The following is a 26,697-nucleotide window of genomic DNA, read 5'->3' as shown; positions in this document are numbered from 1 at the left end:
GATAGGCGCGTCCGCAAATGAAAGGCCGAACACCGTGGAAAACGTCGTCCTGACCGTCCATCTTATCCTCGCAGTGCTGCTGACGGGCGTTGTGCTGCTGCAGCGTTCAGAAGGTGGCGGGCTTGGAACGGGAGGCGGCACGGGTGGTGGCGTGATGAGTGGCCGTCAGGCCGCGAATGCGCTGACCCGCCTGACCTGGATCTTCGGCATCGCGCTGTTCGTGACCTCGATCGCGCTGACCATCATTGCGGCAAGCCAGGTGTCCAACAGCTCGATCATGGATCAGCTGGGCGTTCCGGCCAGCAGTCAGACAGATGGCGGCTCGACCCCGCAACTGCCCGCCTATACGCCGCCGCCCTCGACCAGCGGCGATCCGCTGACCCCGCCGGTGCCCGATGCGGTGGCCCCGGCCAGCGACGCGCCCGCCACGGCCCCTGCTGCGGCCCCGGCTGCGGCCGATCCGGTCACCCCGCCTGCGGCCGACAGCGCCGCCCAGGAACCGGCCCCGGCGAACTGAATCATCACAACGCATTGGGGGCAGAGGAAATCTGCCCTCGAAGAAACTTGCGGTCCATTGCGGCCACGGGGCGAATCGCCTATATCTTTAGTCCCGTGACGCAGGCCGTAATTGGCCCGCCGACAATCGAATTCTTGCAGATCACGGGGGCCTTATGGCGCGTTATATCTTTATCACCGGCGGCGTGGTGTCGTCCCTTGGCAAGGGGCTGGCCTCGGCGGCGTTGGGCGCGTTGCTGCAGGCCCGCGGCTATACCGTCCGCCTGCGCAAGCTTGACCCCTATCTGAACGTCGATCCCGGCACGATGTCGCCCTTTGAACATGGCGAGGTCTTTGTCACCGATGACGGCGCCGAAACCGATCTGGATCTGGGCCATTACGAACGCTTCACGGGCGTGCATGCGCGCAAGACCGACTCGATTTCCTCGGGCCGGATCTACTCCAACGTGCTGGAGAAAGAGCGGCGCGGCGAATATCTGGGCAAGACCATTCAGGTGATTCCCCACGTCACGAATGAGATCAAGGATTTCCTGGCCATTGGCGAGGATGAGGTGGATTTCATGCTGTGCGAGATCGGCGGCACGGTCGGCGATATCGAGGGCCTGCCCTTTTTCGAGGCGATTCGTCAGTTCAACCATGAACGCCCGCGCGGCGAATGCATCCTGATGCACCTGACCCTGCTGCCCTATCTGGCCGCCAGCGGCGAATTGAAGACCAAGCCGACGCAGCACAGTGTCAAGGAACTGCAATCCATCGGCCTGGCGCCGGATGTGCTTGTCTGCCGGTCGGAACAGCCGATCCCGGAAAAGGAACGCGCCAAGATCGCGCTGTTCTGCAATGTCCGTCCCGATCACGTCATCCCGGCCTATGACCTGCGCTCGATCTACGAGGCGCCGCTGGCCTATCACCGCGCGGGTCTGGATCAGGCGGTTCTGGATGCCTTTGGCATCAGCCCCGCGCCGCGCCCGGATCTGTCCCGCTGGGAAGACGTCATGGACCGCCTGCACAATGCCGAGGGAGAGGTCAGGATCGCCATTGTCGGCAAATATACGCAGCTTGAGGATGCCTATAAATCCATCGCCGAGGCGCTGACCCATGGCGGCATGGCCAATCGCGTCCGGGTCAAGGCCGATTGGGTGGATAGCGAAAAGCTGGAGGGCGAAGGCGCCCATCTGCTGGACGGCTATCACGGGATCATCGTGCCCGGCGGCTTTGGCGAACGCGGCACCGAAGGCATGATCACCGCGGCAAAATATGCGCGCGAGAAAGAGGTGCCCTATCTGGGCATCTGCCTGGGCATGCAGATGGCCGTGATCGAAGGCGCGCGTAATCTGGCCGGTCTTCCCGATGCCGGCAGCGAGGAATTCGACCACGAGGCAGGCAAGGCGCGCTTTACCCCGGTGGTCTATCACCTGAAGGAATGGGTGCAGGGGAACTATACCGTCCAGCGCAAGCTGTCGGATGACAAGGGCGGCACGATGCGGCTTGGATCTTATACCGCCGTGCTGAAACCGGGGTCCAAGATCTCGGAAGTCTATGATGGCGCCACCGAAATCGAGGATCGCCACCGCCACCGTTACGAAGTCGACGCCACCTATCGCAACCAGTTGGAAGAGGCGGGCATGTCCTTTTCCGGCATGTCGCCCGATGGCAAGCTGCCCGAGGCGGTGGAATATCCCGACCACCCCTGGTTCATCGGGGTTCAGTCCCATCCGGAACTGAAGTCGAAGCCATTCGAACCCGCACCGCTATTCGCGGGTTTCGTGCGTGCTGCGATGGAGGAAGGCAGGCTGGTCTGATCCGACCAGCCGCCGAGCGCCAGCCGCAGAAAGGCGCTGTCAGGAACATGCGCGGCACGTCTTCATGCCGCGCAGGCTGCCCGCGCGCAGTCTTGGGATGCTGCACTTCGGGACAGCCGGGCCCGACAGGTCACTCGCCGTTCTGCGCCTCGCGCTGCGGTCGGCCGATGATGTCGCGCAGGGCGTCAAGCTCGATGAAGTTATCGGCCTGGCGACGCAGATCGTCGGCAATCATCGGCGGCTGCGACCGGATCGTCGACACGACCGAGACCCGCACGCCCTGGCGCTGCAGCGCCTCGATCAATGGACGAAAATCGCCATCACCCGAGAACAGGACCACATGGTCCAGACGCGGCGCAAGCTGCATGGCATCGACAGTCAGTTCGATATCCATATTGCCCTTGATCTTGCGCCGACCCATGGTGTCGGTGAATTCCTTGGCAGGTTTTGTCACAACGCAGTAGCCGTTGTAATGCAGCCAGTCGACCAGCGGACGGATCGGGGAATATTCCTCGCCTTCCATCAACGCGGTATAGTAGTAGGCTCGCATCAGCTTGCCACGACGGTCGAATTCTTGTCTTAGCAGTTTGTAATCTATGTCGAAACCTAGCGATTTCGCGGCGGCGTATAGGTTCGCCCCGTCAATGAAAATCGCCAATCGGTCATCCTTGTAGAACATTCTTGTTGCTTTCAATGGGACTTTATCGTTCGGTGACGGGCCATCCGGATGAGGGGTCCGGCGTGACTGGCCCGGTCACTGTGTTCTAGGACGGGAGAAGCAGTATGAGAAACCTGTCTTTATCTTTAGGACTGGTTGCCTTTGGTGCGAATTTGCCGTCCACCACAGGCAGCGCGAGTGAAACACTGCATGCAGCGATAAATACTCTGCACGATGAGCAAGATATTTCAATCTCCGCGTTAAGCCGCTTTTGGCAGACACCGGCCGTTCCGGCGGGCTCCGGGCCGGATTTCGTTAACGCAACGGCAGCAATTACTACTAGTTTGCACGCTAACGAAATTCTCGACAAGCTGCACCGGATAGAGGCGAATTTTGGCCGAGATCGCGGGACCGGTCGCTGGTCTGCCCGCGTATTGGACCTTGACCTGCTTGCTTTCGGTCAGATGATCGCACCGAATCAGGCGACGCTGCAGCATTGGATGGACCTGCCGCCGGACCAACAACGACGCCAGGCGCCGACCGAATTGATCCTGCCGCATCCGCGCCTGCAGGACCGTGGTTTCGTTCTGGCGCCTCTGGCGGAAATCGCGCCGCTGTGGCGCCACCCCTTGACGGGCCTGACCGTGGTTGAGATGCTGTCAGGGCTGAGCCCCGATGCAACCGCGGGAATGTCGCCTCTGGCATGACGCCTTTGGCCCGGTCTTCCTTGACATTTCCGCTTGCGTCACACAGATACATGGTTTCGCCCCCGAATATACGATTCGAAACAGCACAGGTGACATATGGCCCGCGTAACGGTCGAAGATTGCGTCGACAAAGTTCCCAACCGGTTTGATCTGGTCATGCTGGCCTCGCATCGCGCGCGCGAAATCGCCACCGGCAGCGCCCCGACGGTTGAACGCGACAATGACAAAAACCCCGTTGTTGCCCTGCGCGAAATCGCAGATGAAACCCAGCCCGTCGATGATCTGCGCGAGCGGATGATTGAGTCGACCCAGACCCAGATCGAAGTCGATGAGCCCGAAGAGGACGCGATGGCGCTGCTGCTGGGCGCGGAAGTTGACCGCCCCAAGCCCGCCGATGAAGAATCGGAAGAGCGTATGCTGCGCATGATGCTGGAAGCCAACCAGCGCTAAGTAACTTGCGGATGAGGTCTTCGTCAGGAACATGATCGACGTCGAAGACCTCATTGCGCTTGTCCGCAACTACAACCCGAAAAGCAATTCCGACCTGATCCGCGACGCCTATGAATATGGCATGCGGATGCATGAAGGTCAGTTCCGCCATTCCGGCGAGCCTTATTTCACCCACCCCATTGCCGTTGCCGCGATCCTGACCGAAATGCGTCTGGACGATGCCACGATTGTCACCGCGCTGCTGCATGACACGGTCGAGGACACGCGCTCGACCAAGGAAGAGATCGCCGGCATCTTTGGCGAAGAAATCTCGGAACTGGTCGATGGCGTCACCAAGCTGACCAATCTTCAGCTCAGCTCTGCCGCCTCGAAACAGGCCGAGAATTTCCGCAAGCTGTTCATGGCCATGTCCCGCGATCTGCGGGTCATTCTGGTGAAGCTGGCCGACCGTCTGCACAATATGCGCACGATCCGCTCGATGCGGCCCGACAAGCAGGTGCAGAAGGCGCGCGAGACGATGGATATCTTTGCCCCCCTTGCCGGACGCATGGGCATGCAATGGATGCGTGAAGAGCTTGAGGATCTGGCCTTCAAGGTCATCAACCCCGAGGCGCGCAAATCCATCATTCGCCGTTTCGTCAGCCTGCAGCGCGAATCCGGCGATGTAATCGGCCAGATCACCACCGACATCCGGGCCGAACTGGAAAAGGAAGGCATCGAAGCCACCGTCTTTGGCCGCGCCAAGCGCCCCTTTTCCGTCTGGCGCAAGATGCAGGAAAAGCAGCTGGCCTTTTCGCGGCTGTCCGACATTTACGGCTTTCGCATCATCACCAAGACGGAAATGGACTGCTACCGCGCGCTTGGCGTGATCCATAACCGCTGGCGCGCCGTTCCGGGCCGCTTCAAGGACTACATCAGCCAGCCGAAATCGAACGGCTACCGCTCGATCCACACCACGGTGTCGGGCCGTGACGGCAAGCGGGTCGAGGTGCAGATCCGCACCCGTCAGATGCATGAGGTGGCCGAAGCCGGGGTTGCGGCGCATTGGGCCTATCGCGACGGCGTGCGGGCCAAGAACCCCTTTGCCGTCAATCCCGCCGAATGGGCACAGGGCCTCAGCAACCGTTTCGAGGGAGAGGATCACGACGATTTTCTGGAACATGTCAAACTGGAGATGTACCAGGATCAGGTCTTCTGCTTCAGCCCCAAGGGCGATGTGATCCAGCTGCCAAAGGGCGCCACGCCCATCGATTTCGCCTATGCGATCCACACCAAGCTGGGCAATTCCTGCGTCGGTGCCAAGGTGGATGGCATTCGCGTGCCCTTGTGGACGCGACTGCGGAACGGGCAATCGGTCGAGATCATCGCCGCCTCGGGGCAGCGCCCGCAGGCGACCTGGCTGGATATCGTCGTGACCGGCCGCGCCAAGGCCGCGATCCGCCGCAGCCTGCGCGAAGAGGATCGCGACCGCTTCATCCGGCTGGGCCGCGAACTGGTCCGGGTCAGCTTTGAACATGTCGGTCGCAAGGTCACTGACAAGGCCCTGCGCACCGCGGCCAAGCAAATGGGCATCGGCAGCGCCGATGACCTGCTGGCACAGATTGGCAGCGCCGAACATTCCGCCAAGGAAGTGCTGCAGATCCTGTATCCCGATCTGGCCGATGAGCAGGACGAGATCGACGTCTCGCGCCCCTTTGCCGGGCTGGAAGCGGATGCCGAGATCCAGCGCGCCCCCTGTTGCAGCCCGCTGCCGGGTGAACGCATCGTCGGCATCACCTATCGCGGGCGCGGTGTGGTCATCCATGCCATCGACTGCCCGGTGCTTGCCGAATACGAGGATCAGCCGGATCGCTGGATCGACGTGCAATGGCGCGAAGGCCGCCACCCCGCCGCCTATTCGACGCTGCTGCAGCTGACGATCCGCCATGATGCAGGGGTTCTGGGCCGGATCTGCAGCCTGATCGGCGCTCAGGGGGCCAATATCTCGGATCTGGAATTCATCGACCGCAAGCCGGATTTCTACCGGATCGATGTCGCCGTCGAACTGCGCGATCAGGAGCACCTTCACAATCTGATGACGGTGCTTGAAGCGGAAAGCGATGTTGCACAGGTCGAGCGAATAAGGGACACCTCGCAACGGCTGTGACACGCAGATCGCGTTCAGCTGCAGCAATGAAAGATGAAGGGCGACCGTGTTCAAGCGCCGCAAACCCCGAAGCTATGGTCAGATCGCGACGGAAATGATCTATCCGCGCGGCGGCTGGCGTCGTGCGGGCACTTATGTCGTGCACCGCCTGCGCCGCCTGCCGGATCAGCCGCAGCGCATCGGCCGGGGGGTGGCTGCGGGCGTCGCGGTCTCGTTCACGCCTTTCTTCGGCTTTCACTTTCTGGCCGCGGCCGCTGTCGCCTGGGTGATGCGCGGCAATATTCTGGCGGCGCTTCTGGCGACATTTGTCGGCAACCCCGCCACCTTTCCGTTCATCGGCGTGCTCTGCGTCACCCTGGGACGAGAGATCATGGGCCTGCCGGGCGATCTGCCCCCGCATCTGATCTTTGTCGAATTCGGCCGCGCAAGCGCCGAGTTATGGCATAATATCAAGGCGATCTTCGGCCCCGAGACCACGCAATGGACGCAGCTGTCGGAATTTTTCCACGACGTCTATATCCCCTATCTTGTCGGCGGCCTGATCCCGGGCATCCTGTGCGGCGCATTGGCGCATTACCTGACCGTGCCGGTCGTTCAGGCCTATCACCGCAGACGGTCAAAGAAGATGGCCGAGCGGATCGAGCGGGTGAAGAAGGCCGCGGAAGAGCGTGACCGCCATATCCGCGAAGAGGCGCTGGAAAAGCATCGCCTTGACAGCGGTGAGGGTATGTCTGCCGCCCCCGGGTCGGCAGATCGCGATCAGTAGCCCTTCGTCCGATCCACCAGATGCAGCACCGGCTGCCCCCGCATGGCGCGGCGGATGTTTTCGACCGCGACGGGGGCTGCGGTCTCGGGCCGGGTTTCGGCGGCGATATGCGGCGTGACCGTGACCCCCGGATGGGTCCAGAACGGATGCTCGGCAGGCAAGGGTTCGGTCCGGAACACATCCAGCACTGCATGCCCCAGATGCCCACGATCCAGCGCCTCAAGCAGCGCGGCATCCTCCAGCACGGTGCCCCGACCGGGATTGATCAGCCAGGCGCCCTGCGGCAGTTGCGCCAGGGTCCGCGCATTCAGGATATCGCGTGTGTCGGGCGTATCGGGCAGCAGGTTGATCAGGATCTCGGCCTGCGACAGCGCCTGATCCAGCCCGTCGCCCGCGACCACGCGCACACCCTCGACGGGCCGCCCAGAGGCGCTGTAGCCCGTCACCCGAAACCCGATTCCGCGCAGCATGGCTGCCACGGCCCGGCCAAGCTCTCCCATCCCCAGAATGGTGACATTGCGGTCACTGGCCAGCGGCGGTGTCAGGCCGCCGCGCCACAGCCCGTCCTGCGCATAGCGGTCCATGCCCAGATGTGCCCGCATCGCCCAACCGGTGCAGAATTCGGCCATGCCCTGCGCCAGCCCCGGATCCACCATCCGCGCCAGCGGTTGCGTCAGCGTGGGATTGGTCACGATCCGCTCTACCCCCGCCCAGAGGCTTTGGACCAGACGCGCATTCACATAGGGCGACAGATCCTCGATCTCTCCGCCCGGCGCGTAGATGATGGCGTCGAAACCGGCCGGATCGCCGTCTTGCAGCAACTCCATCTCGGGTGCGGCCTGTTGCAGGGCCGGTGCCCAGCGATCCCATCCGGGGGCTGCAAAAAGAACGCGCATCGGCGGCTCCTTATCTTGGGCGGTGGACATGGGCGGATTGCACCAGCCCGAAGCCCAGCATCAGGATCATCAGCGAGGTGCCGCCATAGCTGACCAGCGGCAGAGGAGAGCCCTTGGCCGGCAGCAGCCCCATCACGGTCGCCATATTGATGGCGAAATAGAGGAAAAAGGTGCCGCTGATGCCGATGGTGATCAGGCTGGCAAAACGGTCGCGATTGGTCAGCGCGGAATACAGGCAGAAACCGACGATCAGCGTATAGAGGATCAACAGGGAAATCGCGCCGATGAAGCCGAATTCCTCGGCCAGAACGGTGAAGATGAAATCTGTATGCTTTTCCGGCAGGAAGTTCAGCCGCGACTGCGATCCCTGCATGAAGCCGCGTCCCGACCAGCCGCCAGACCCAAGCGCGATCTGGCTTTGAATGACGTTATAGCCCGCGCCCAGCGGATCGGCGGTCGGGTCCAGAAAGGTATCGATCCGCTTGAACTGGTAATCCTTCAGCAATTGCCACGGGGTTCCGCGGCTTTCCATCACCGCCATCACAAGCCCGACCGCCATGCCGATCACCGCCGCGAAATACCACAAAGAGACCCCGGCCGCGAACATCACGATGGCGCCGCCCGTGATCAGCATGATCGAGGTGCCCAGATCCGGCTGGATGATAACCAGCCCGGTCGGCGCCAGAATCAGCAGCACCGGGATCAGCACCCATAACGGATGCGACACCTTGTTCAGCGGCAGCCAGTCGTAATAGGCGGCCAGCAGCAGGACCAGCGCGATCTTCATCAGTTCCGAGGGTTGCAGGCGGATCGGGCCGATATCGATCCAGCGCTGTGCGCCCATGCCGATCTCGCCCGCGACCTCGACCCCGACCAGCAGCAGGACACAGATGATATAGGCGCCCACCGAAATCCCGCGCCAGAACCACATCGGTACAAAGGCCAGCCCGATCATGATTACCATGCCCACGGCAAAGCGATACATCTGCGGCGCGGCCCATTGATCGACATCGCCCCCCGCGACCGAGACCAACATCAGAAAGCCGATCGACGCCACGGCCGAGATCAGAAAGACCAGCGGCCAGTTCAGATACAGGATCTTGCGGATGCCGACCGGCGTATGCGTGACGGTGTAGTTCAGATAGGACATGGCGATCAGGCCCGCGTCAGCCGGGGCGCTTCGGGGGTGAACAGGTGCATCGCCTCGTGCCGCGCCTTCATGTCGGCCTGCTGATCCGAGGGGACGGCATCCAGAGGCGGCAACCCGCCTTGCAGCGCGAACAGCATGATGTCGCGCGCAATCGGCGCGGCCGCCGTGCTGCCGCCGCCGCCATGTTCAACCACGACGGAAATCGCATAGCGGGGGGCCGTGGTCGGCGCGAAGCAGACGAACAGTGCATGATCGCGGCGGTTCCAGGGCAGTTGTTCGTTGCGGATGACGCCCCGCGCACGTTCAGCGGCGGTGATGTTGCGCACCTGGCTGGTGCCCGTCTTGCCGGCCATGCGCCATTCCTCGCGGATGATGCGGGAGCGGCGCGCGGTGCCGGTCGCGGAATTCATCACCTCATCCATGCCCAGCCGCGCGACGCGCAGGAAGGCGGGGTGGACGTCCAGATCCTCGAATTCCGGGACCGGCTGCTGCACGCCGTCAATCGCCCGCACCAGCCGTGGCACCACCACCTTGCCCGAGGCGATCCGCGCCGTCATCACCGCCAGTTGCAGCGGCGAGGCCAGCACATAGCCCTGCCCGATCGAGGAATTCAGACTGTCCCCGACCTGCCAGGGCTGATCGTAACGCGCACGCTTCCATTCGCGATCCGGCGCAATGCCTTCGGCCACGGCGGACATGGGCAGATCATGCTTGACGCCGATCCCCAGCTTGCGCGCCATGATCGCGATCCGGTCGATCCCGACCCGCTGTGCCAGTTCGTAATAGTAGACGTCGCAACTGCGCGACAGGCTGTTCAGCGCATCGACCGATCCGTGGCCGCCCCTGCTCCAGCAATGGAAGCGGCGGCCGCCAACCTCGGTGAAGCCGGGGCAGTAAAAGCGGCTGCCGGCATTGATGACGCCCGCCTCAAGCCCGGCCAGCAGGGTGACCATCTTGAAGGTCGAGCCGGGCGGATAGACCCCCTGCACCGTCTTGTCGGCCAGCGGGCGGTGGTCATGGTTGGTCAGCGCCCGGTAATCGGGGCCGGAAATCCCGCGCACGAATTTGTTGGGGTCGAAGCTGGGCGAGGATGAGATCGCGACAATATCCCCGGTCTGGATATCGATCACCACCGCCGCCGCGCTTTCCTCTCCCAGACGCTGGGCGGCATAGTTCTGCAACTGCGCGTCCAGCGTCATCTGGATGGTGGCGCCCTGCTCGCCCTCTTTGCGGGACAGTTCACGCATCTCGCGCCCGGCGCTGTTGACCTCGACCCGGCGGGCCCCGGCCTTGCCGCGCAGCTTTTCCTCGAAGCGCGATTCGAAGCCCAGCTTGCCAAGCTGGAATTCCGGCAGCATCAGGACCGGATCGGGATCCTCGATCTTGGACAGATCGTAATCCGAGACCGGCCCGACATAGCCCAGCACATGCGCCAGATCGCCCGCCCGCGGATAGACCCGCGACAGCGCGGTTTCCGGCTGCACCCCGGCCAGCGAGGGCGCATTGACCGCAATGGAACTGAACTGTTCCCAGGTCAGGCGGTCGGCCACGACAATGGGCGTGATCGCCGTGCGCTTGGCGAATTCATCCAGCAATTCGGTCATGCGGTCGTCGCTGATCGGGATCAGATGCGACAGGCGGCGCAGCACGGGTTCGACATCGCCGCCCGCATCCTCGCGCGTCAGGGTGATCTGATAATTCTGCTCATTCCCCGCGATCAGGATGCCGTTGCGGTCCAGCAGCAGCCCGCGCGCCGGGGCCAGCAGCCTGACCTTGATCGAATTGCCATCGGCCAATGTCCGATATTCCTCGGCATGTTCGATCTGCATCGACCGCAGCTTCAGCGCCAGCGTGGTGATGACGCCCAGCTGCACCCCGGCCAGCAACAGGCCCCGGCGGCCGATCCGGCGAGAGCTTTCGACGATATCCTTCGGCGGCTTTGTCATCGGGCATATCTCATCATTTCGGCCTCGACCGGGCTGATCCGGCGCAGGCCGATCAGCAGACGTGCGGCCAGCGCCACGACCGGATAGACCATCACGGTCGCGATATATTGCAACAGCACCTGACCCAGAGAAGGGACCGGCAAGAGGAATGTGAACTGCACGATACGATAGCCCAGGATCATCGCGCCCATCAGGATCGAGACGCGCAACCATTCAAGCACGAATGGCTGGTCACGCCAACGCACCTCACGAGAGCGTGCAGCCTCGGTCCCCAGCAGCATGAACAAGGGCCACAGTCCCGGCGGGCGGTAAAGCAGCACATCCTCGATCAGGAAGATCAGCACCACCAGCAGGGCGGGGACCTGATCGGGGCGCCGCAGCACCCAGACAAAGGTCAGGCACATGGCGATATCCGGCCCCGGCCAGCGGCTGAAGCCGTCAATCGGCAGCAGGCGCACGAACAGCAGCAGCGCCATGCACAGGCAATAGCCGATGCCGCCAAGGATGATGTTGCGCTTTGGCCCGTCAATCATTCTCGGTGCCTGTGGACAGCGGATCGGTGGCGCTGGCCGCATCGACGGGCGAGGTCGGCAATTGCGGCCCGATGAAGCCACGATCCCCCGGCACGATGATCGCCCCGGCATCGACCACGGTTTCGGCCGGATGGGTGCGCAGCACACGCAGGAATTCCAGACGGCCGTAATCTGCGGCCATGCGCAGGCGCAACCGCCCATCGGTGGCCTGCGCCACCTGCCCCACCACCAGACCCGGCGGGAATACCCCGCCATCGCCCGAGGTCACGACCCGGTCACCCGGTCGCACGTTATCGGGTGCCTCGATGAAATCCAGCAGCGGCAGCGGCGTATTGTCCCCGGTCAGCAGCGCGCGTTCGCCCGATGGCTGCACCGTCACGGGAATGCGCGAGGAAGGGTCGGTCAGCAGCACGACACGGCTGGTCCGCTGACCCACCCCGGCGATACGTCCGACCAGCCCCAGCCCATCCATCGTTGCCCAGCCCTCGATAATGCCGTCGCGGGCGCCGACATTCAGCAGCACGGATTGCCGAAAGGCCGAACCGGAATCGACCATGACCACGCCGGTCACACTGGTCAGGGCGGGGTCGATGCGCACATTATTCTGGGCCAGCAGTTTCGAGTTCTCTTGCTCCAACTGCACGGCCGCTTCCTTCCAGGCCTGCATCTTCTGCAGTTCCCGGCGCAATTCCTGGTTCTGTTCATAGATGCGGGCATAGGACTGAAAGCCCGACACCATCTGGCTGAAACGGGTGACCGGCACCAGCGCCCAATCGAAGCTGGGCACAACCCGGTCGATAATCGCGGTGCGCATCTGTTCCGCGCGCGGACTGTCGATACGCCAGAACAGGAAAAGCGTGATCAGGGCAATCGACATCAGCGCGATCAGAACGCGCCGGATCGGGGCGATGAAATCTGGTCCCTTGCGTGCCATTCAGGCGGCCTCTGCTGCGATGGCCCCGGCGCGGGCCATTCTTAGCTTTCGTAATCGATGACGTGGCGCAGTTGCTTTTCGTATTCCAGCGCCTTGCCGGTGCCCAGAGCCACGCAGTTCATCGGCTGATCCGCCAGGCTGATCGACAGCCCGGTCTGTTCGCGCAGCGCCAGATCCAACTCGCCCAGCATGGCCCCGCCACCCGTCAGCATCACGCCGCGATCCACGATATCTGCCGCCAGATCGGGGGGCGTGGCTTCCAGCGCGACCATGACGGCCTCGACAATGGCCTGCATCGGCTCGGTCAGGGCTTCGGCCACCATGGCCTGGCTGATCTCGATTTCCTTGGGGATGCCGTTCAGCAGATCGCGGCCACGCACCATGATCGTCGCACCGCGCCCGTCATCGGGCATGCGCGCCGTGCCGATCGAGGTCTTGACCCGCTCGGCCGTGGAATCGCCGATCAGCATGTTCTGGTTGCGGCGCAGATAGTTGATGATCGCCTCATCCATGCGGTCGCCGCCGATCCGGACAGAGCGCGCATAGACCACATCGCCCAGCGACAGCACTGCCACCTCGGTCGTGCCGCCCCCGATATCGACGACCATGCTGCCGGTCGGCTCGGTGATGGGCATGCCCGCGCCGATGGCGGCTGCAATCGGTTCCGCGATCAGCCCCGCCTTGCGGGCACCCGCCGACAGGACCGACTGGCGAATGGCACGTTTTTCCACCGGGGTCGCGCCATGAGGGACACAGACGATGACCTTGGGCTTGGAAAAGCTGGTGCGCTTGAACACCTTCTTGATGAAGTGCTTGATCATCTGTTCGGCGCTGTCGAAATCGGCGATCACGCCTTCGCGCATCGGGCGAATGGCCTCGATGCTGCCCGGGGTACGGCCCAGCATCAGCTTGGCATCCTCACCCACGGCCAGAACCTGCCGTTTGCCATCCTTGACGTGATAAGCCACGACCGAAGGTTCGTTCAGGATGATCCCTTTGCCTTTGACATAGATCAGCGTATTCGCCGTCCCAAGATCAATCGCGATATCGGTCGAAAACAAACCGCCGAATGCCATGCCTGTATCCTTTCGCGCCGGTTTCTCCGGCCTGCCCTTATAAATCGTCCCATTTGCCGGGGAATCGGCACTGACGCAAGACGCTGCCCCATATAAATTGTAGCGCGCAATCGCGAAAGCCCCGTTAGCGCCTTCTGTCGCGTTCCCCCACGCAGCGTGCGCGCCGACGGCCCCGCGTGAAACGAAAACGCCGCCCGAAGTGGGCGGCGCTTCCCGTGATTTCAGTGTGAATACATGGTGATATGCTTGGCGTCGCCGTCCTTGCTGATCTGGGCGCGGCGCAGAACCAGATGGTTCAATGCCCCGACATAGGCCTTGACCGAGGCCAGAATCGTGTCGGTATCCGCAGATTGCCCAGAAACGATCCGGCCGTCTTCTTCCATGCGCACGGTCACGGTTGCCTGCGCATCAGTGCCCTCGGTTACGGCGTGAACCTGATAAAGCTGCAGCCGCGCCTGATGCGGAAAGATCGCCTTGACCGCGTTGAAACAGGCGTCGACGGGGCCGTCGCCCTCGGCATGAACCGTTTTTTCCTCGCCATCGACGATCATGGTCAGATCGGCGGACTGACCGTCGCTGCCGCAAACCACGCGCAGATGCTTGACCTGCATATGATCGCTTTCGGTATTGGCGGCGGCGTCCTGCATCAGGGCGACAAGGTCTTCGTCATAGACCTCTTTCTTGCGGTCGGCCAAAGCCTTGAAGCGGACGAAAACGTCCTTCAGCTGGTTGTCCCCGACCTCGAAGCCAAGATCCTTCAGCTTCGAACGCAGTGCGGCACGGCCGGAATGCTTGCCCATGGCGATATTCGCCTCGTTCAGGCCGATATCGGCGGGGCGCATGATTTCGAAGGTCTCGACATTCTTCAGCACGCCATCCTGATGAATGCCGGATTCGTGCAGGAAGGCGTTCTTTCCGACGATGGCCTTGTTCGGCTGCACGACGAAGCCCGAGACCTGCGCCACCCGGCGCGACAGGTTCATGATCCGGGTCGTGTCAATGCCGGTGCTGAAGGGCATGATATCGTTGCGCACCCTCATCGCCATGACCACCTCTTCCAGCGCGGTGTTGCCCGCACGCTCGCCCAGACCGTTGATGGTGCATTCGATCTGACGTGCGCCCGCCTCGACCGCGGCAAGGCTGTTCGCGGTCGCCATGCCAAGGTCGTTGTGGCAATGGGTGGCAAAGACGATTTCATCAGCGCCGGGCACCCGCTCCAGCAACATGCGGATCAGATCGGCGCTTTCGCGCGGCGCGGTATAGCCCACGGTATCGGGAATATTGATCGTGGTGGCGCCGCATTTGATCGCGATCTCGACCACGCGGCACAGGTAATCATGTTCGGTCCGCGTCGCGTCCATCGGCGACCATTGCACATTGTCGCAAAGGTTGCGGGCATGTGTCACGGTCTGTTCGATCCGCTCGGCCATCTGGTCCATGTCCAGATTCGGGATCGCCCGGTGCAGCGGAGAGGTGCCGATAAAGGTGTGGATCCGCGGGCTTTTGGCGTGCTTGACGGCCTCCCAGCAGCGGTCGATATCGGGCAGCTGGGCGCGGGCAAGGCCGCAGATGGTGCTGTTCTTCGCCTGTTTGGCAATCTCGCTGACGGCGGCGAAATCACCCTCTGAGGCAATAGGGAACCCAGCCTCGATGATATCCACGCCCATCTCATCCAGAAGCCCTGCAATCTCCAGCTTTTCGGCATGGGTCATGGTGGCGCCGGGCGACTGTTCGCCATCGCGCAGCGTGGTGTCAAAGATCAATACGCGATTCTTGTCTGTCATCTTTACGTCTTTCTTACGCTTTCAAGAGGGGACCGACCGGTTTTCGGCCGACATATCCGGGCGCATACCAGGCTGAGCGGCGGCCCGGAGACCCGCTCAGCGCAGCGTAAGAAGCAGTAGACCACGGAGTTGCACAGCGATGCGCGCACCGAAAGGCGCGGTCGAGGCTGTGGAAATCTGATGCATCCGTGTCATGCCCGCGACTATGGCGACAGAGATCACGGATGAAAAGCGAAAAATCGTCACGGCATCGGGCGACCCGCCGCCCAACCCGCGCGCCCGCGCAGGGCCTATCTGTGCGACCGCTAACATTTCGCGTTGACCTTAGGTCACAATGGTGAATTAACTTGCACAATTGGCCAGCATACGGCGAGATTTATAGCAATCGTAGAAAGTTATCCAATGTCCGACCGTGGTAAGTTCGTTTATGATGGGATGAAGCTGCCCTTTACCCTGATCGTCATCTGTTTCGCGGCATGGGGCATCGCCGCAAACATGACCGACCCGCTGGTCAAGGTCTTCTCGAAAATCTTCTCGATGAGCACGCTGCAGGCGTCTTTCGTGCAATTCGCCTATTACGGCGCATATTTCTGCCTTGCGCTGCCTGCGGCCTTCATCAACCGGCGCTATTCCTACAAGACCGGGGTTCTGGTCGGGCTGGGCTGCGCCATTGCCGGTGCCTTTCTGTTCTATCCCGCCGCGCAATCCATGACCTTCGGATTTTTCCTGCTGGCGCTGTTCACGCTGGCCGGGGGGCTGTCGATCCTGGAAACCTCGGCCAACCCTTTCGTCATTGCGATGGGTCCGGAATATAACGCCACGCGCCGCCTGAACTTCGCGCAGGCATTCAATCCGGTGGGCACGAATATCGGGGTGTTCCTGTCGGCGGCGCTGATTCTGCCGCGCCTGAACCCCGCGACACCGGAAGAGCGCGCGGCGATGGACCCCGAGGCGCTGCGCGCGGTGCAATCGGCGGAATTGCAGGCGGTGATGACACCCTATGTCGGCTTTGCCTGCGTTCTGCTGTTGATCTGGGTCGCGATCTACATGACTAAGATGCCGACCGAACGCGAAGCCGCCGCCGATGGCCCGCGCGAGCTGCATTTCGGCGCCAGCGTCCGTCGGCTGATGAAACGCCGCCGCTATGTCTTTGGCGTCATTGCGCAATTTTTCAACGTTGCGGCGCAGACCTGCGTCTGGACCTTCACCATCCAATACGTGATAGAGGCCATTGGCGGGACCGAGGCCGAGGCAGGGCGTTACCTGCAGATCAGCCTGCTGATCTTCCTTGTGTCACGCTTCGTGATGGTCTGGCTGATGGGCTATATCCGGCCTTCGGTCCTGCTATGCATCATGGCGCTGATGGGCGCGGTGCTGTGCCTGTTCGCGGTCGCCAACCCGAACATGTCGGGCGTTTGGGCGGTGGTGCTGGTTTCGGCCACGCTGTCGCTGATGTTCCCGACCATCTATGGCGTGGCACTGGAAGGCCTGGGCGAGGATACCAAATTCGGCGCCGCCGGTCTGGTCATGGCGATTCTGGGCGGCGCGCTGATGCCCTTGGTGCATGGCGCGATCATGGATGCGCGCGGGGCGGCGGTCAGCTATATCGTGCCCGCGCTGTGCTTCCTTGTGGTGATGTCCTACGGGTTGTTCGACCTGATCGCCAAGCGCCGCCATCCGCGCGTCGCGGCCCCGGCTGAATGACGCGCAGCCAGCCCTGCAGCCGCTGCAGGGCTGGATTGCGGGCGAGGTCGCTTGTTTTTCTGCGGCGCAGCATCATATCCCCTGCCGATACCTCAGCCACGCAGGAGATAAATGATGCTTGGTTATTTCGCGATCTATAACAGCCGCTTTGCCGATCAACTGATCAGCCCCGAGGCAACGGCCAGCCGGTCCTGGCTGGGCTGGTTGCCCCACCAGATCGCCCGTCTGAACGCCCGCTGAGGCGTCAGGCCGTCATTCCGACATATCTCTGGCGGCGCCCTGACGAGCGCGCATCCGACCGGACCACGCCGTCGCGGCCGCCAGATATTCCCCCATTTCTGAAAACATGCGTCCCGGCTTGCAGCGCAGCGGGCCGAGATCACCGGTCTTCGCGGCCCTTGCGGGTCGGCAAAAAGACCGCGTCGCGCCCCTGGCAGCCGAAGCCTCTTCAGGGACATCTTGCGAATTTGACGCCATCGCCCGCGCGGTCCCGTGTTACCGCCGCGGCAAAGAAGCATGCGCTGCGCGCCATTGCACAATCTGCAAATTTCATGCCCACACCGCGCTGCAAATCACGCAAAATCTCGGCAAATCCTGACTTATCAGCCCGATAAACGACCTAAATCGCAGTTTTTTCTGGTCCTAAGGCAATGCCTCTGCCTACACTTTAATCACCAACAGCAAGAAAATTGCGAAATTAGGAGGTAAAATGTCACGAAAAATCGTCGTCGGTTATGACGGCAGCCCGGCGTCACAACGCGCGCTGGACTTTGCCATAACCCGCGCTGCCGCGCTTGGGGACAGTCTTATCATCGCGCATGTCCTGGAATGGTCGCCCTACAGCTTTCTGACCCCGACCGAGATCGAGGAACGCCACACCCGTCGTCAGGAAGAGCTGGACCGGGCCGAAGCCGCGATCATCGCGCCGATGGTGAAAAAGGTCGAGGCATCGGGCGTTCCCGTGACCTCGGTCATGAAATACGGCCATATCGCCGATACGCTGTGCAAGATCGCCGAAAATGAGAACGCCGCCCTGATCTTCATTGGGCGCATGGGGCATTCCGGCCTGTCGTCGCGCATTTTCGGATCGGTCGCGGGTACGCTGGCGCAGGTATCGCCGGTGCCGGTCACCATCGTCCCCTAACGCAAGGTAGCAGAAAGCGAGACAAAAGATGACTCAACGTGTCTTCAACCTGGCTGCCGCAACCTTGGCAGCAAGCTTTGCCGCAGGGCTTCCCGCCGCCGCGCAAGGCATCGACGAAACCGTGAATGCGGCTTTCGCCAAATCGACCGGCTGGTTCGTCAGCTTTATCTTTTCGAATTTCCCGGGCACCAGCTTTCCATGGATCGTCGCCTGGCTGGTGATCGCCGCCCTGATCTTCACCATCTATTTCGGCATCATCCAGTTCCGCGCCTTTGGCCATGCCATCGCGCTGGTGAAGGGTGATTATTCCGACCCCAATGACGCGGGCGAGGTCAGCCATTTCCAGGCGCTTGCAACCGCGCTGTCGGGCACGGTCGGTCTGGGCAATATCGCGGGCGTGGCCGTGGCCGTTGGCATTGGCGGACCGGGCGCGACCTTCTGGATGATCCTTGCGGGTCTTCTGGGGATGGCCACCAAATTCACCGAATGTACGCTGGGCGTGAAATACCGCAACGAATTCTCGGACGGGCACGTCTCGGGCGGTCCGATGTATTACATGACCAAGGGCTTTGCCGAACGTGGCGTGGCCGGGGGCAAGATCCTTGCCATCCTGTTCGCGATCTTCTGTATCCTCGGCAGCTTCGGCGGCGGGAACATGTTCCAGTCGAATCAGGCCCATGCCCAGATCGCCAATGTGGTCGGACGGGACTTTCCGGGCTGGATCACCGGCCTTGTCTTTGCCGTGGTCGTGTTCCTGGTCATCGTCGGCGGTCTGAAATCCATCGCCCGCGTGACCGAGAAAGTCGTCCCCTTCATGGGCGTGATCTATGTCGCGACCGCGCTGATCATCATCCTGATCAACTTCGACCAGATCGGGAATGCCTTTGGCCAGATCTTCCGTGGCGCCTTTACCTGGGACGGGGCCGTCGGCGGTGCCGTCGGTGCGCTGATCCAGGGCTTCCGCCGCGCGGCCTTCTCGAACGAGGCAGGCGTCGGTTCGGCCGCTATCGCGCACAGCGCGGTGCGCACCAAAGAGCCGATCACCGAAGGCTTCGTGTCGCTGCTGGAGCCTTTCATCGATACGGTCGTGATCTGCACCATGACCGCGCTGGTCATCACCATCACCGGCCAGCTGGTCACCGATCCCGAAACCGGCATGTTCGTCCTGAACGAAGCCGGCACCGCGATCCAGACCGTCAGCGGCAATAGCGGGGTCGCGCTGACCTCGGCGGCCTTCAGCGAAACCTTTGGCTGGTTCCGCTATGTGCTGGCCGTCGCGGTGATCCTGTTCGCCTTCTCGACCATGATCTCTTGGAGCTACTATGGCCTGAAGGCCTGGACCTTCCTCTTTGGCGAAGGCAAGACCAAGGAACTGACCTTCAAGGTCATCTTCTGCATCTTCACCTGGATTGGTGCGGCGGCCAGCCTTGGCCCGGTCATCGACTTCTCGGATGCGATGATCTTCGCCATGGCGGTCGTCAATATCATCGCGCTGTATGTGCTGATGCCGATCGTCAAGCGAGAGTTGAACAGCTATCTGGACCGGCTGCGCTCGGGTGAGATCCGCAAGTTCAACTGACCCTTTGGGACATCAGGCAAAAAAGAAACGGGCGCAGCGATGCGCCCGTTTTGCTTTGTCGAGGGCTGTTACTGGGTCCAGCGCACCTGCGTCAGATCATTGGCCTGCGTCGGCGCGTTTTCCCACAGCCCTTCGATCTTGGCATTGGCCACGCCAGTCTTGGCCAGTTGGAACAGAAAGGCGTTGACGTAATCATCCGCGATCATTTCCTGCGCCTGCTTGTAAAGGGCGCTGCGCTGATCCGGGCTGGTCGCCGTCTGCAACTCATCCATCAGCGCGACGAATTCGGGCTTGGCATAGCTGAAATAATAGTCGGGCCGGGCATAGATATCGATGTCCAGCGGCTCGGTATGGCTGATGATCGTCATGTCGAAATCACCGCCCTTGAAAACCGTTTCCAGCCATTGTGCCCATTCCATATTGGTGATCTGCGCCTGAATGCCCACAGCGGCCAGTTGCGCCTGCACGATCTCTCCGCCGCGGCGGGCATAGGGCGTGGGGGGCAGGGCCAGCCGCAGGGTCAGCGGCCCGGTCCCGGCCTCGTCCAGAAGGGCGCGGGACTGTTCTGGATCAAAACCCGATTTGCCGGTCAGATCCACGTAATCGGGATTATGCGGCGCGAAGTGACTGCCAATCGGGGTGCCATAGCCGAACATCGCGCCGTCGATGATATCCTGACGGTTGATCGCATGCGCGATGGCCTGCCGGACCTTCACATTATCCAGCGGCGGTTTGGCATTGTTCAGCGCCAGAATGGTTTCGCCCTCGGTCGTGCCGACAATCACGCGAAAGCGCGGATCGGCCTCTAGCTGCGGCAGCGTTTCCGGCGCGGGATAGTTCGGAAAGGCATCCACATCGCCGGCCATCATCGCCGCAAAGGCCGCGCTTGGGTCCGAGATGATGCGGAAGGTCGCGCTTTTCAGCGCCGGTTTTTCGCCCCAATAGCCGTCAAAGGCCGACAGCGTGATCCGATCGCCCTGAACCCAGTTGTCGAATTTGAACGGGCCGGTGCCGATGGGCTTTGTGGCGATATCGGCCACGCTGCCCTCATCCACCATCACCGCATCGCCCCATGCCATCTTGAAGGGGAAATTGCCGTCCGGCGCCGATAATGTGACACGAACGGTCAGCGGGTCCACGGCCTCGACCGACTCGATCCCCTCGAACAGCACCTTCTGGGCATTGGTCGACTCCTCGGCCCGGGCGCGGTTCAGGCTGAAGACCACGTCTTCGGCGGTGAAATCGCTGCCATCGTGAAAGGTCACGCCCTCATTGAGGTGAAAGACATAGACCTTGCCCTCTTCTTGCGCCTCCCAGCTTTCGGCAAGGGCGGGACGGATCGTGCCATCGGGGCCAAAGCGGGTCAGCCCCTCGAACAGATTGGCATAGACCACCTCATCTATTGCCGCCGCCGCGCCGCCCGTGGGGTCCAGGTTCGGCGGCTCCAGCACCATACCCAGGGTGATCGCGTCCTGCGCCATTGCGGGTGCCGCCATCAAGGCCAGCGCCGCCACCGACATCTTCAATCTGTTCAGCATGGGTTCCCCGTCGAATTGCCATTTGCCGCGATCATCGGACGGATGCCGCGGGCTGGCAAGCGAAAGGGCTATTTCCGTTCGGGGAACAGCTGCTGCAGCGCCCCGGCCGAGATCAGCCAGAGAGAGGTCAGAACCAGCCCCCAATTGGCCCAGCTTGCGGGATGGAAATTCACGATGACTGCCCAGCCTGCAAAGAAGGTCCACAGGATTGTCACCGGCAGGGTGATCTCGCGCCAGCGTTCCGTGCGGACGGGGTGGACGAATTTGATATTCAGGAACATCGCCACGGTCAGCACGATCACGATCAGCAGGATGATGGTCCAATGCGGCTTGGTCGCGAACAGGACCAGCACCACCATATTCCAGCAGCCCGGAAATCCCGAAAAGGAATTATCCTTCGTCTTCATCCGCGTATCGGCGAAGTAAAGCACGCTGAAATAGACGATCACGATGATCGCGAACCAGCCGGTCCAGCCCGACAGCAGGTCGGATTTGAACAGCGCATAGGCCGGGATGAACACATAGGTCAGATAGTCGATGATCAGATCCATGATCACGCCATCGTAATTGGGCGAATTAGCATGCACGTCATAGCGCCGCGCCAGTGGGCCATCGACCCCGTCCACCACGAAGGCCACCACCAGCCAGCCGAACATCAGCGACCATTTTCCGTCCACAGCCGCCAGCATCGACAGCATCGCCAGAACGGCGCCAGTCGCAGTCAGAAGGTGAACGAAAAGGGCTTTATGTCGAAGGTGCATCGGCATGTTCTGACAGCTTGGATCGACCAGTGCAACAAGTCTGCCGATATCAGCGCAGAATGGGCGGACCTTTTGGCGCTTTGGGCTGTTCCGGCTGCTCTGGCGGGCTGAGATCGAAGAACAGCGCCCCGGGCGCGGTGGCATTTTCGGTAAAGCTGATATCGACGCCGCCCGGCTGCGGCGGCAGAAAGGCCAGCGTCTCGGCCAGGGCCTTGGCGATCTGCGGCTGGCGTTCAGGATCGGCCCCCGCGATCAGCAACAGATGCGAGGCCGCGCCGCCCTGACCGGCCACACCCACAAGCGCCGCCCCGCTGATCAGCCCGCGCATATCCGACAGCCGCGCCGCCAGCGGCGGGGCCAGCGCATCCGCCGTGTCGCGGGCCGGCGCTGTCAGCCGCAGCCGCGCCAGATCCTCTTGCGGCGTGGCGGCAAGTGCGCCGGTCAGCCAATCCAGCATCGCCGCATCCAGCAGCATTTCCGACGGATGCCCCGGATTGACCAGCAGCCCCGCACCTTCGGCCCGCAGCAGCCCGGCCAGTACCCGGCCCGGCAGGCCGATATAATGCACCGGCTGGCCAAAGAAATCCGACAGCCGGTCCTCGGTATCGCAGGCCAGCGCGACCTGCCCGTCCTCCAGCGGAAACATCCGCAGTTCCACGTCATCGCCGACAGGCTCGGCCCCAAGCGCGACGATCAGTTCGGTATCGGCCAGCCGCGACAACATCCGCGCGCGCTGCGGCGCATCGGCATCGTGGAACGGGATGGTGGCAAGCTCATCAAGCGCGGTCATGGCGGGCCTTTGGCTGAAATGCGGTTGCCCTGCCCTAATCAGGCAGGATGCGCGCGACAAGACCGGGCGGGCGGCGAATCATGTCCGCGCAGGAACAACAGCCGTCGCGAACCGCCCGTCACCAGCCAAGGATCAGTCGATGATATCCCCGGCCTGGAAATTGCCGATATTGCCCAGCAACTGCCCGATCAGCGAAATCTCGGTCACGCTGCCTTCGGTCACACGACGCGACAGCAGCACGATCCGGCCGCGATCAAGGCCGAAGCGTTCGATATTCGACACCACACGATTCGGCGTGAAAGAGATCGCCACGACCTGCCGGTTGACCTCTTCCGGCTCGGCAGCGCCATAGTGACGCCAGCGAGAGCCGACATAGTACCAGCCCGACCCGGTCAGCAGACCCTGCGCCGAGGGTTGCCCGATCAGCCCCTGCAATTCGTCGATCGAGGTCTGGCCGATCACCACCTGCGACAGGTCCATCTCGGTCGGGACATAGCCGTGGTTGCGATAAATCGGTGTGCAGGCGGCAAGCCCCGTGACAACTATGAATGCCAGGATCAGCAGGTTCCTGATTGTTGTCATATGGGACTTCCTCAGATTGGTGCGGTTGACGCGACCTGCATGGCTTAGCAAACTCGGGCAGCGCGCTCAAGAATATCAATTCGGCACCGTGGTTTGCATTGCATCAATGATCCGCAATGCACAGATTCCGCCGCGACACCCCGTTAGGAAGACACAAGCATGACCGCATCTCCGTCCCCGCAAAACCGCCTGCGCGTGGCCCATCTGAACCCGCGCGCCCCCACGCCATTCGCCCTGCAACCGGATGAGGCCACACGCGCCGCCATCGCGCAGGAACTGGAACTGTCCGACCTGCCCAAGCTGGAATTCACAGGCGAGATCCGGGCCGAGGGGGGCGATGCCTGGCACCTGACCGGGCAGTTGAAGGCGCGCGTGGTCCAGCCCTGCGTGGTGACGCTGAAGCCCGTCAAGACCAGCCTCAACGAAACGGTCGAGCGTCACTATTCGCCGCATGTCGTCGTGCCCGAGGGCGAAGAGATCGAGATGCTGGACGACAGTATCGAGCCGCTGGGACAATTCATCGACCTGGCCGCGGTGATGGTCGAAGAACTGTCGCTGGCGCTGCCGGAATATCCGCGCGCCGACGGGGCCGAACTGGGGCAGGACGCGATCGAGGATGACAGCCGCGACACCCGCCGCCCCTTCGAGGGGCTGAATCAGCTGATGCAGGGCAGAAAGGACGACTGACCGCCCGGCGCGTCAGCCGCCGCGCGTGGCAATCCTGTCACAGGCCGTGGCCTATTTCTCGATCTGCAGACCGTATTGTGCTGTCACAATAGGTTGCTAAGCTGCATTTAAGTCAGATGCGCCGTTGCAAGGGCTTGCGAACGCGCCTTTCATGGCGTATCTGCGCGGTTCATTTCGAATTCAAATCCTGTGGCAGAAGGTGCCGTTGCGCCTGGCCCGACAAACCGAGGTTGAGACATGGCTGTCCCTCAGAATCGCGTTACCCGCTCGCGGCGCAACATGCGTCGTGCCCATGATGCACTGGTTGCCGGTAACCCCAATGAATGCACCAACTGCGGCGAGTTGAAGCGCCCGCATCACGTTTGCCCGTCCTGCGGCCACTACGCTGATCGCGAAGTCGTTGCCCAGGCGAACGAGATCGACCTGGACGACGACGCGGCATAATCTGTTCCGGTTCGCCGCCAGATGACCGAAGACACGTCGAATTCACCGGCACCGCGCGCCCTCTTGGATCAGGGCAGCGTGGTGATTTCGGTTGACGCGATGGGCGGGGATAATGGTCCCTCGGCCGTCGTCGCAGGCATGGCTGAAAGCGCTGACAAGAACCCGGAAATCCGTTTCATCGTGCATGGTGACGAAGCCCAGCTTCGCCGCCTTATCGGTCGTCGCAAGCATCTGATCGACCGCTGCGACATCCGCCATGCCCCCGGCGTGGTGACGATGGAGGACAAGCCCAGCCAGATCGTCCGCAAAGGCGGCGATACCTCGATGTGGGCGGCCATCGAATCGGTCAAGCAGGGCGAGGCCGAGGTCGCCGTCTCCTGTGGCAATACCGGCGCGCTGATGGCGCTGTCGATGCTGCGCCTGCGCAAGTTGCCGGGCGTGAACCGCCCCGCCATCGCCTGCCTGTGGCCTTCGCGCAATGTGCAGGGCTTCAACATCATGCTGGATGTGGGCGCCGATATCAAAGCCGACGCCCCCGATCTGCTGCAATATGCGCTGATGGGCGCCTCTTATGCGCGCAACGGTCTGGATATCGAACGCCCCCGCGTCGGGCTGCTGAATGTCGGCACCGAAGAGCACAAGGGCCGGGCCGAGATGAAGCAGGCCAACGACCTGATCGCCGCCGCCGCGGATGAGGCGAATTTCGATTATGTCGGCTTTGTCGAGGGCGGCGATCTGCCCGGCTCGCGCGTCGATGTCATCGTGACTGACGGCTTTACCGGCAATATCGCCTTGAAGACCGGCGAAGGCACCGCCAAGCTGATTGGCGAATTCATGCGCGGCGCCTTTCGCAATTCCATCATGTCGAAATTCGCGGCCCTTCTGGCGATGTCCTCGCTGAAGCGGCTGCAAAAGCGAATCGATCCGCGCCGTGTGAATGGTGGTGTTTTTCTGGGCCTGAATGGTACGGTCGTGAAATCTCATGGCGCCGCCGATGCGACAGGGATCTCGGCCGCCATCAAGCTGGCTTTCCAACTGGCCAAATCGGGCTTTCAGGATCGTCTGGCCGCCCGTGTGGCCCAAAGCGCCGGAATTTCCTCGGGCGCTTCTGATGTGGAGGCAGCTTCGTGATCCGTCGTTCAGTCATCCGTGGTACCGGGCATTACCTGCCCGAGCGTGTCGTCGAAAACAGCTGGTTCGAAGACAAGCTGGACACCAGTGACGAATGGATCCGGACCCGCACCGGGATCGAGCGGCGACACTTTGCCGAAGACGGCCAGACCACCAGCGATCTGGCCACCCGCGCGGCGCAAGCCGCCCTGGCCAATAGCGGTCTGAGCGCCGGGGATATCGACGGGGTGATCCTGGCAACCTCGACCCCGGATTTCACCTTTCCGGCGGTCGCGACCATGGTGCAGGCGAACCTGGGGATCAAATCGGGCTTTGCCTATGACGTCCAGGCGGTCTGTGCGGGCTTTGTCTTTGCGCTGGCCAATGCCGATGCGATGATTCGCGGCGGGCTGGCCAATCGCGTTCTGGTCATCGGCGCCGAGACCTTTTCCCGCATCATGGACTGGACCGATCGCGGCACCTGCGTGCTGTTCGGCGATGGCGCCGGTGCCGTCGTGCTGGAGGCGCAGGAAAGCAGCGGCAACAGCGCTGATCGCGGTATCCTTGCCAGCGATCTGAACAGCGACGGCCAGTATCGCGATCTGCTTTATGTCGATGGCGGCGTGTCCAGCACCGGCACGGCGGGACAGTTGCGGATGCAGGGCAATCTGGTTTTCCGTCATGCGGTCGAAAAACTGGCAAAGACCGCGCATACGGCGCTGGACAAGGCCGGGCTGCAAACCTCGGAGGTCGATTGGCTGGTGCCGCATCAGGCCAATCTGCGCATTATCACCGCGACCGCGCAGAAGATGGAACTGCCGATGGACAAGGTCGTGCTGACCGTTGCCGAACATGGCAATACCTCGGCCGCCTCGATCCCGCTGGCCCTGTCGGTCGCGGATCGCGAAGGCCGCTTTCAGCAGGGCGATGTCATCGTGACCGAGGCGATCGGTGGCGGGCTCAGCTGGGGCTCGGTCATCATCCGCTGGTAGGGCGG

26 protein-coding genes are annotated in these 26,697 nt (G+C 62.3%); 14 read left to right on the top strand and 12 right to left on the bottom strand.

Features of this window, described 5'->3' with window-relative positions:
- Positions 1-34 precede the first annotated feature (34 nt).
- Positions 35-517: a preprotein translocase subunit SecG gene (gene secG / locus JHX87_RS14820; RefSeq protein WP_271885458.1), complete on the top strand. Its 483-nt coding sequence runs from the start codon at positions 35-37 to the stop codon at positions 515-517.
- A gap of 154 nt (positions 518-671) precedes the next feature.
- The gene (locus tag JHX87_RS14815; RefSeq protein ID WP_271885459.1) at positions 672-2,315 is read left to right on the top strand and encodes a CTP synthase; all 1,644 of its coding nucleotides are present in this window, start codon (positions 672-674) and stop codon (positions 2,313-2,315) included.
- A gap of 130 nt (positions 2,316-2,445) precedes the next feature.
- Here JHX87_RS14815 and JHX87_RS14810 read toward each other — a convergent pair whose 3' ends face one another.
- Complete coding sequence (locus tag JHX87_RS14810) at positions 2,446-2,994, bottom strand: LabA-like NYN domain-containing protein (protein ID WP_271885460.1); 549 nt, start codon at positions 2,992-2,994, stop codon at positions 2,446-2,448.
- A 104-nt stretch (positions 2,995-3,098) separates the two neighbouring features.
- Here JHX87_RS14810 and folK point away from each other — a divergent pair, with 104 nt between their 5' ends.
- The 4 genes from folK (at position 3,099) to JHX87_RS14790 (ending at position 7,042) form a co-directional block, all read left to right on the top strand.
- Positions 3,099-3,680 carry a 2-amino-4-hydroxy-6-hydroxymethyldihydropteridine diphosphokinase gene (folK, locus tag JHX87_RS14805; protein WP_271885461.1) on the top strand — a complete coding sequence of 194 codons (582 nt, stop codon included), beginning with the start codon at positions 3,099-3,101 and terminating at the stop codon, positions 3,678-3,680.
- Positions 3,681-3,776: 96 nt separating this feature from the next.
- A complete protein-coding gene (gene rpoZ / locus JHX87_RS14800) occupies positions 3,777-4,130 on the top strand; it encodes a DNA-directed RNA polymerase subunit omega (RefSeq protein ID WP_271885462.1) in 354 nt (117 codons plus the stop codon).
- A 31-nt stretch (positions 4,131-4,161) separates the two neighbouring features.
- The gene (locus tag JHX87_RS14795; RefSeq protein WP_271885463.1) at positions 4,162-6,276 is read left to right on the top strand and encodes a RelA/SpoT family protein; all 2,115 of its coding nucleotides are present in this window, start codon (positions 4,162-4,164) and stop codon (positions 6,274-6,276) included.
- Between the two features lie 46 nt (positions 6,277-6,322).
- Positions 6,323-7,042: a DUF2062 domain-containing protein gene (locus tag JHX87_RS14790; RefSeq protein ID WP_271885464.1), complete on the top strand. Its 720-nt coding sequence runs from the start codon at positions 6,323-6,325 to the stop codon at positions 7,040-7,042.
- Here the strand turns inward: JHX87_RS14790 and JHX87_RS14785 are convergent.
- The 7 genes from JHX87_RS14785 to JHX87_RS14755 all read right to left on the bottom strand — a co-directional run bounded on the left by JHX87_RS14785 (position 7,036) and on the right by JHX87_RS14755 (position 15,361).
- Positions 7,036-7,938 carry a 2-hydroxyacid dehydrogenase gene (locus JHX87_RS14785; protein WP_271885465.1) on the bottom strand — a complete coding sequence of 301 codons (903 nt, stop codon included), beginning with the start codon at positions 7,936-7,938 and terminating at the stop codon, positions 7,036-7,038. The two genes, JHX87_RS14790 and JHX87_RS14785, sit on opposite strands and share 7 nt — an antisense overlap.
- A 10-nt stretch (positions 7,939-7,948) precedes the next feature.
- Positions 7,949-9,088: a rod shape-determining protein RodA gene (gene rodA / locus JHX87_RS14780; protein ID WP_271885466.1), complete on the bottom strand. Its 1,140-nt coding sequence runs from the start codon at positions 9,086-9,088 to the stop codon at positions 7,949-7,951.
- A 5-nt stretch (positions 9,089-9,093) separates the two neighbouring features.
- Positions 9,094-11,034 carry a penicillin-binding protein 2 gene (mrdA, locus tag JHX87_RS14775; protein ID WP_271885467.1) on the bottom strand — a complete coding sequence of 647 codons (1,941 nt, stop codon included), beginning with the start codon at positions 11,032-11,034 and terminating at the stop codon, positions 9,094-9,096.
- On the bottom strand, positions 11,031-11,567 hold the full coding sequence (locus JHX87_RS14770; protein ID WP_271885468.1) for a rod shape-determining protein MreD: 537 nt from the start codon (positions 11,565-11,567) through the stop codon (positions 11,031-11,033). Before JHX87_RS14770 ends, mrdA begins: the two co-directional genes overlap by 4 nt.
- Positions 11,560-12,501, bottom strand: coding sequence for a rod shape-determining protein MreC (gene mreC / locus JHX87_RS14765; protein ID WP_271885469.1), 942 nt, complete (start codon positions 12,499-12,501; stop codon positions 11,560-11,562). Before mreC ends, JHX87_RS14770 begins: the two co-directional genes overlap by 8 nt.
- A 41-nt stretch (positions 12,502-12,542) precedes the next feature.
- Complete coding sequence (locus JHX87_RS14760; protein WP_271885470.1) at positions 12,543-13,577, bottom strand: rod shape-determining protein; 1,035 nt, start codon at positions 13,575-13,577, stop codon at positions 12,543-12,545.
- A 221-nt stretch (positions 13,578-13,798) separates the two neighbouring features.
- A complete protein-coding gene (locus JHX87_RS14755; RefSeq protein ID WP_271885471.1) occupies positions 13,799-15,361 on the bottom strand; it encodes a 2-isopropylmalate synthase in 1,563 nt (520 codons plus the stop codon).
- A gap of 402 nt (positions 15,362-15,763) precedes the next feature.
- Here JHX87_RS14755 and fucP point away from each other — a divergent pair, with 402 nt between their 5' ends.
- The 4 genes from fucP (at position 15,764) to JHX87_RS14735 (ending at position 19,788) form a co-directional block, all read left to right on the top strand.
- Complete coding sequence (gene fucP / locus JHX87_RS14750) at positions 15,764-17,065, top strand: L-fucose:H+ symporter permease (protein ID WP_271885472.1); 1,302 nt, start codon at positions 15,764-15,766, stop codon at positions 17,063-17,065.
- A 114-nt stretch (positions 17,066-17,179) separates the two neighbouring features.
- Positions 17,180-17,305: a hypothetical protein gene (locus JHX87_RS14745; RefSeq protein WP_271885473.1), complete on the top strand. Its 126-nt coding sequence runs from the start codon at positions 17,180-17,182 to the stop codon at positions 17,303-17,305.
- 469 nt (positions 17,306-17,774) lie between these two features.
- On the top strand, positions 17,775-18,209 hold the full coding sequence (locus JHX87_RS14740) for a universal stress protein (protein WP_271885474.1): 435 nt from the start codon (positions 17,775-17,777) through the stop codon (positions 18,207-18,209).
- 28 nt (positions 18,210-18,237) lie between these two features.
- Positions 18,238-19,788: an alanine/glycine:cation symporter family protein gene (locus tag JHX87_RS14735; protein WP_271885475.1), complete on the top strand. Its 1,551-nt coding sequence runs from the start codon at positions 18,238-18,240 to the stop codon at positions 19,786-19,788.
- Positions 19,789-19,856: 68 nt separating this feature from the next.
- Here the strand turns inward: JHX87_RS14735 and JHX87_RS14730 are convergent, their stop codons facing one another.
- The 4 genes from JHX87_RS14730 to JHX87_RS14715 all read right to left on the bottom strand — a co-directional run bounded on the left by JHX87_RS14730 (position 19,857) and on the right by JHX87_RS14715 (position 23,459).
- On the bottom strand, positions 19,857-21,326 hold the full coding sequence (locus tag JHX87_RS14730; RefSeq protein WP_271885476.1) for an ABC transporter substrate-binding protein: 1,470 nt from the start codon (positions 21,324-21,326) through the stop codon (positions 19,857-19,859).
- A 68-nt stretch (positions 21,327-21,394) separates the two neighbouring features.
- Positions 21,395-22,087, bottom strand: coding sequence for a CDP-alcohol phosphatidyltransferase family protein (locus JHX87_RS14725; protein ID WP_271885477.1), 693 nt, complete (start codon positions 22,085-22,087; stop codon positions 21,395-21,397).
- Between the two features lie 49 nt (positions 22,088-22,136).
- Positions 22,137-22,877, bottom strand: a complete 741-nt coding sequence (locus JHX87_RS14720) for an SseB family protein (protein ID WP_271885478.1) — start codon at positions 22,875-22,877, stop codon at positions 22,137-22,139.
- A gap of 132 nt (positions 22,878-23,009) precedes the next feature.
- Positions 23,010-23,459 carry an outer membrane protein assembly factor BamE gene (locus JHX87_RS14715; protein ID WP_271885479.1) on the bottom strand — a complete coding sequence of 150 codons (450 nt, stop codon included), beginning with the start codon at positions 23,457-23,459 and terminating at the stop codon, positions 23,010-23,012.
- A gap of 159 nt (positions 23,460-23,618) precedes the next feature.
- Here JHX87_RS14715 and JHX87_RS14710 point away from each other — a divergent pair, with 159 nt between their 5' ends.
- From JHX87_RS14710 to JHX87_RS14695, 4 genes are all read left to right on the top strand, one after another.
- Positions 23,619-24,146 carry a YceD family protein gene (locus JHX87_RS14710; RefSeq protein ID WP_271885480.1) on the top strand — a complete coding sequence of 176 codons (528 nt, stop codon included), beginning with the start codon at positions 23,619-23,621 and terminating at the stop codon, positions 24,144-24,146.
- Positions 24,147-24,383: 237 nt separating this feature from the next.
- Positions 24,384-24,590, top strand: coding sequence for a 50S ribosomal protein L32 (rpmF, locus tag JHX87_RS14705; protein WP_271885481.1), 207 nt, complete (start codon positions 24,384-24,386; stop codon positions 24,588-24,590).
- A 21-nt stretch (positions 24,591-24,611) separates the two neighbouring features.
- Entirely contained in the window at positions 24,612-25,721 is a 1,110-nt protein-coding gene (gene plsX / locus JHX87_RS14700; RefSeq protein WP_271885482.1) for a phosphate acyltransferase PlsX, read from the top strand.
- Positions 25,718-26,692 (top strand): beta-ketoacyl-ACP synthase III, encoded by a 975-nt coding sequence (locus tag JHX87_RS14695; RefSeq protein ID WP_271885483.1) that lies wholly within the window; start codon positions 25,718-25,720, stop codon positions 26,690-26,692. Before plsX ends, JHX87_RS14695 begins: the two co-directional genes overlap by 4 nt.
- Positions 26,693-26,697 lie beyond the last annotated feature (5 nt).

Source organism: Paracoccus fistulariae, from assembly GCF_028553785.1.
Lineage (GTDB): Bacteria > Pseudomonadota > Alphaproteobacteria > Rhodobacterales > Rhodobacteraceae > Paracoccus > Paracoccus fistulariae.
This window is presented reverse-complemented; position numbering and strand designations above follow the sequence as displayed.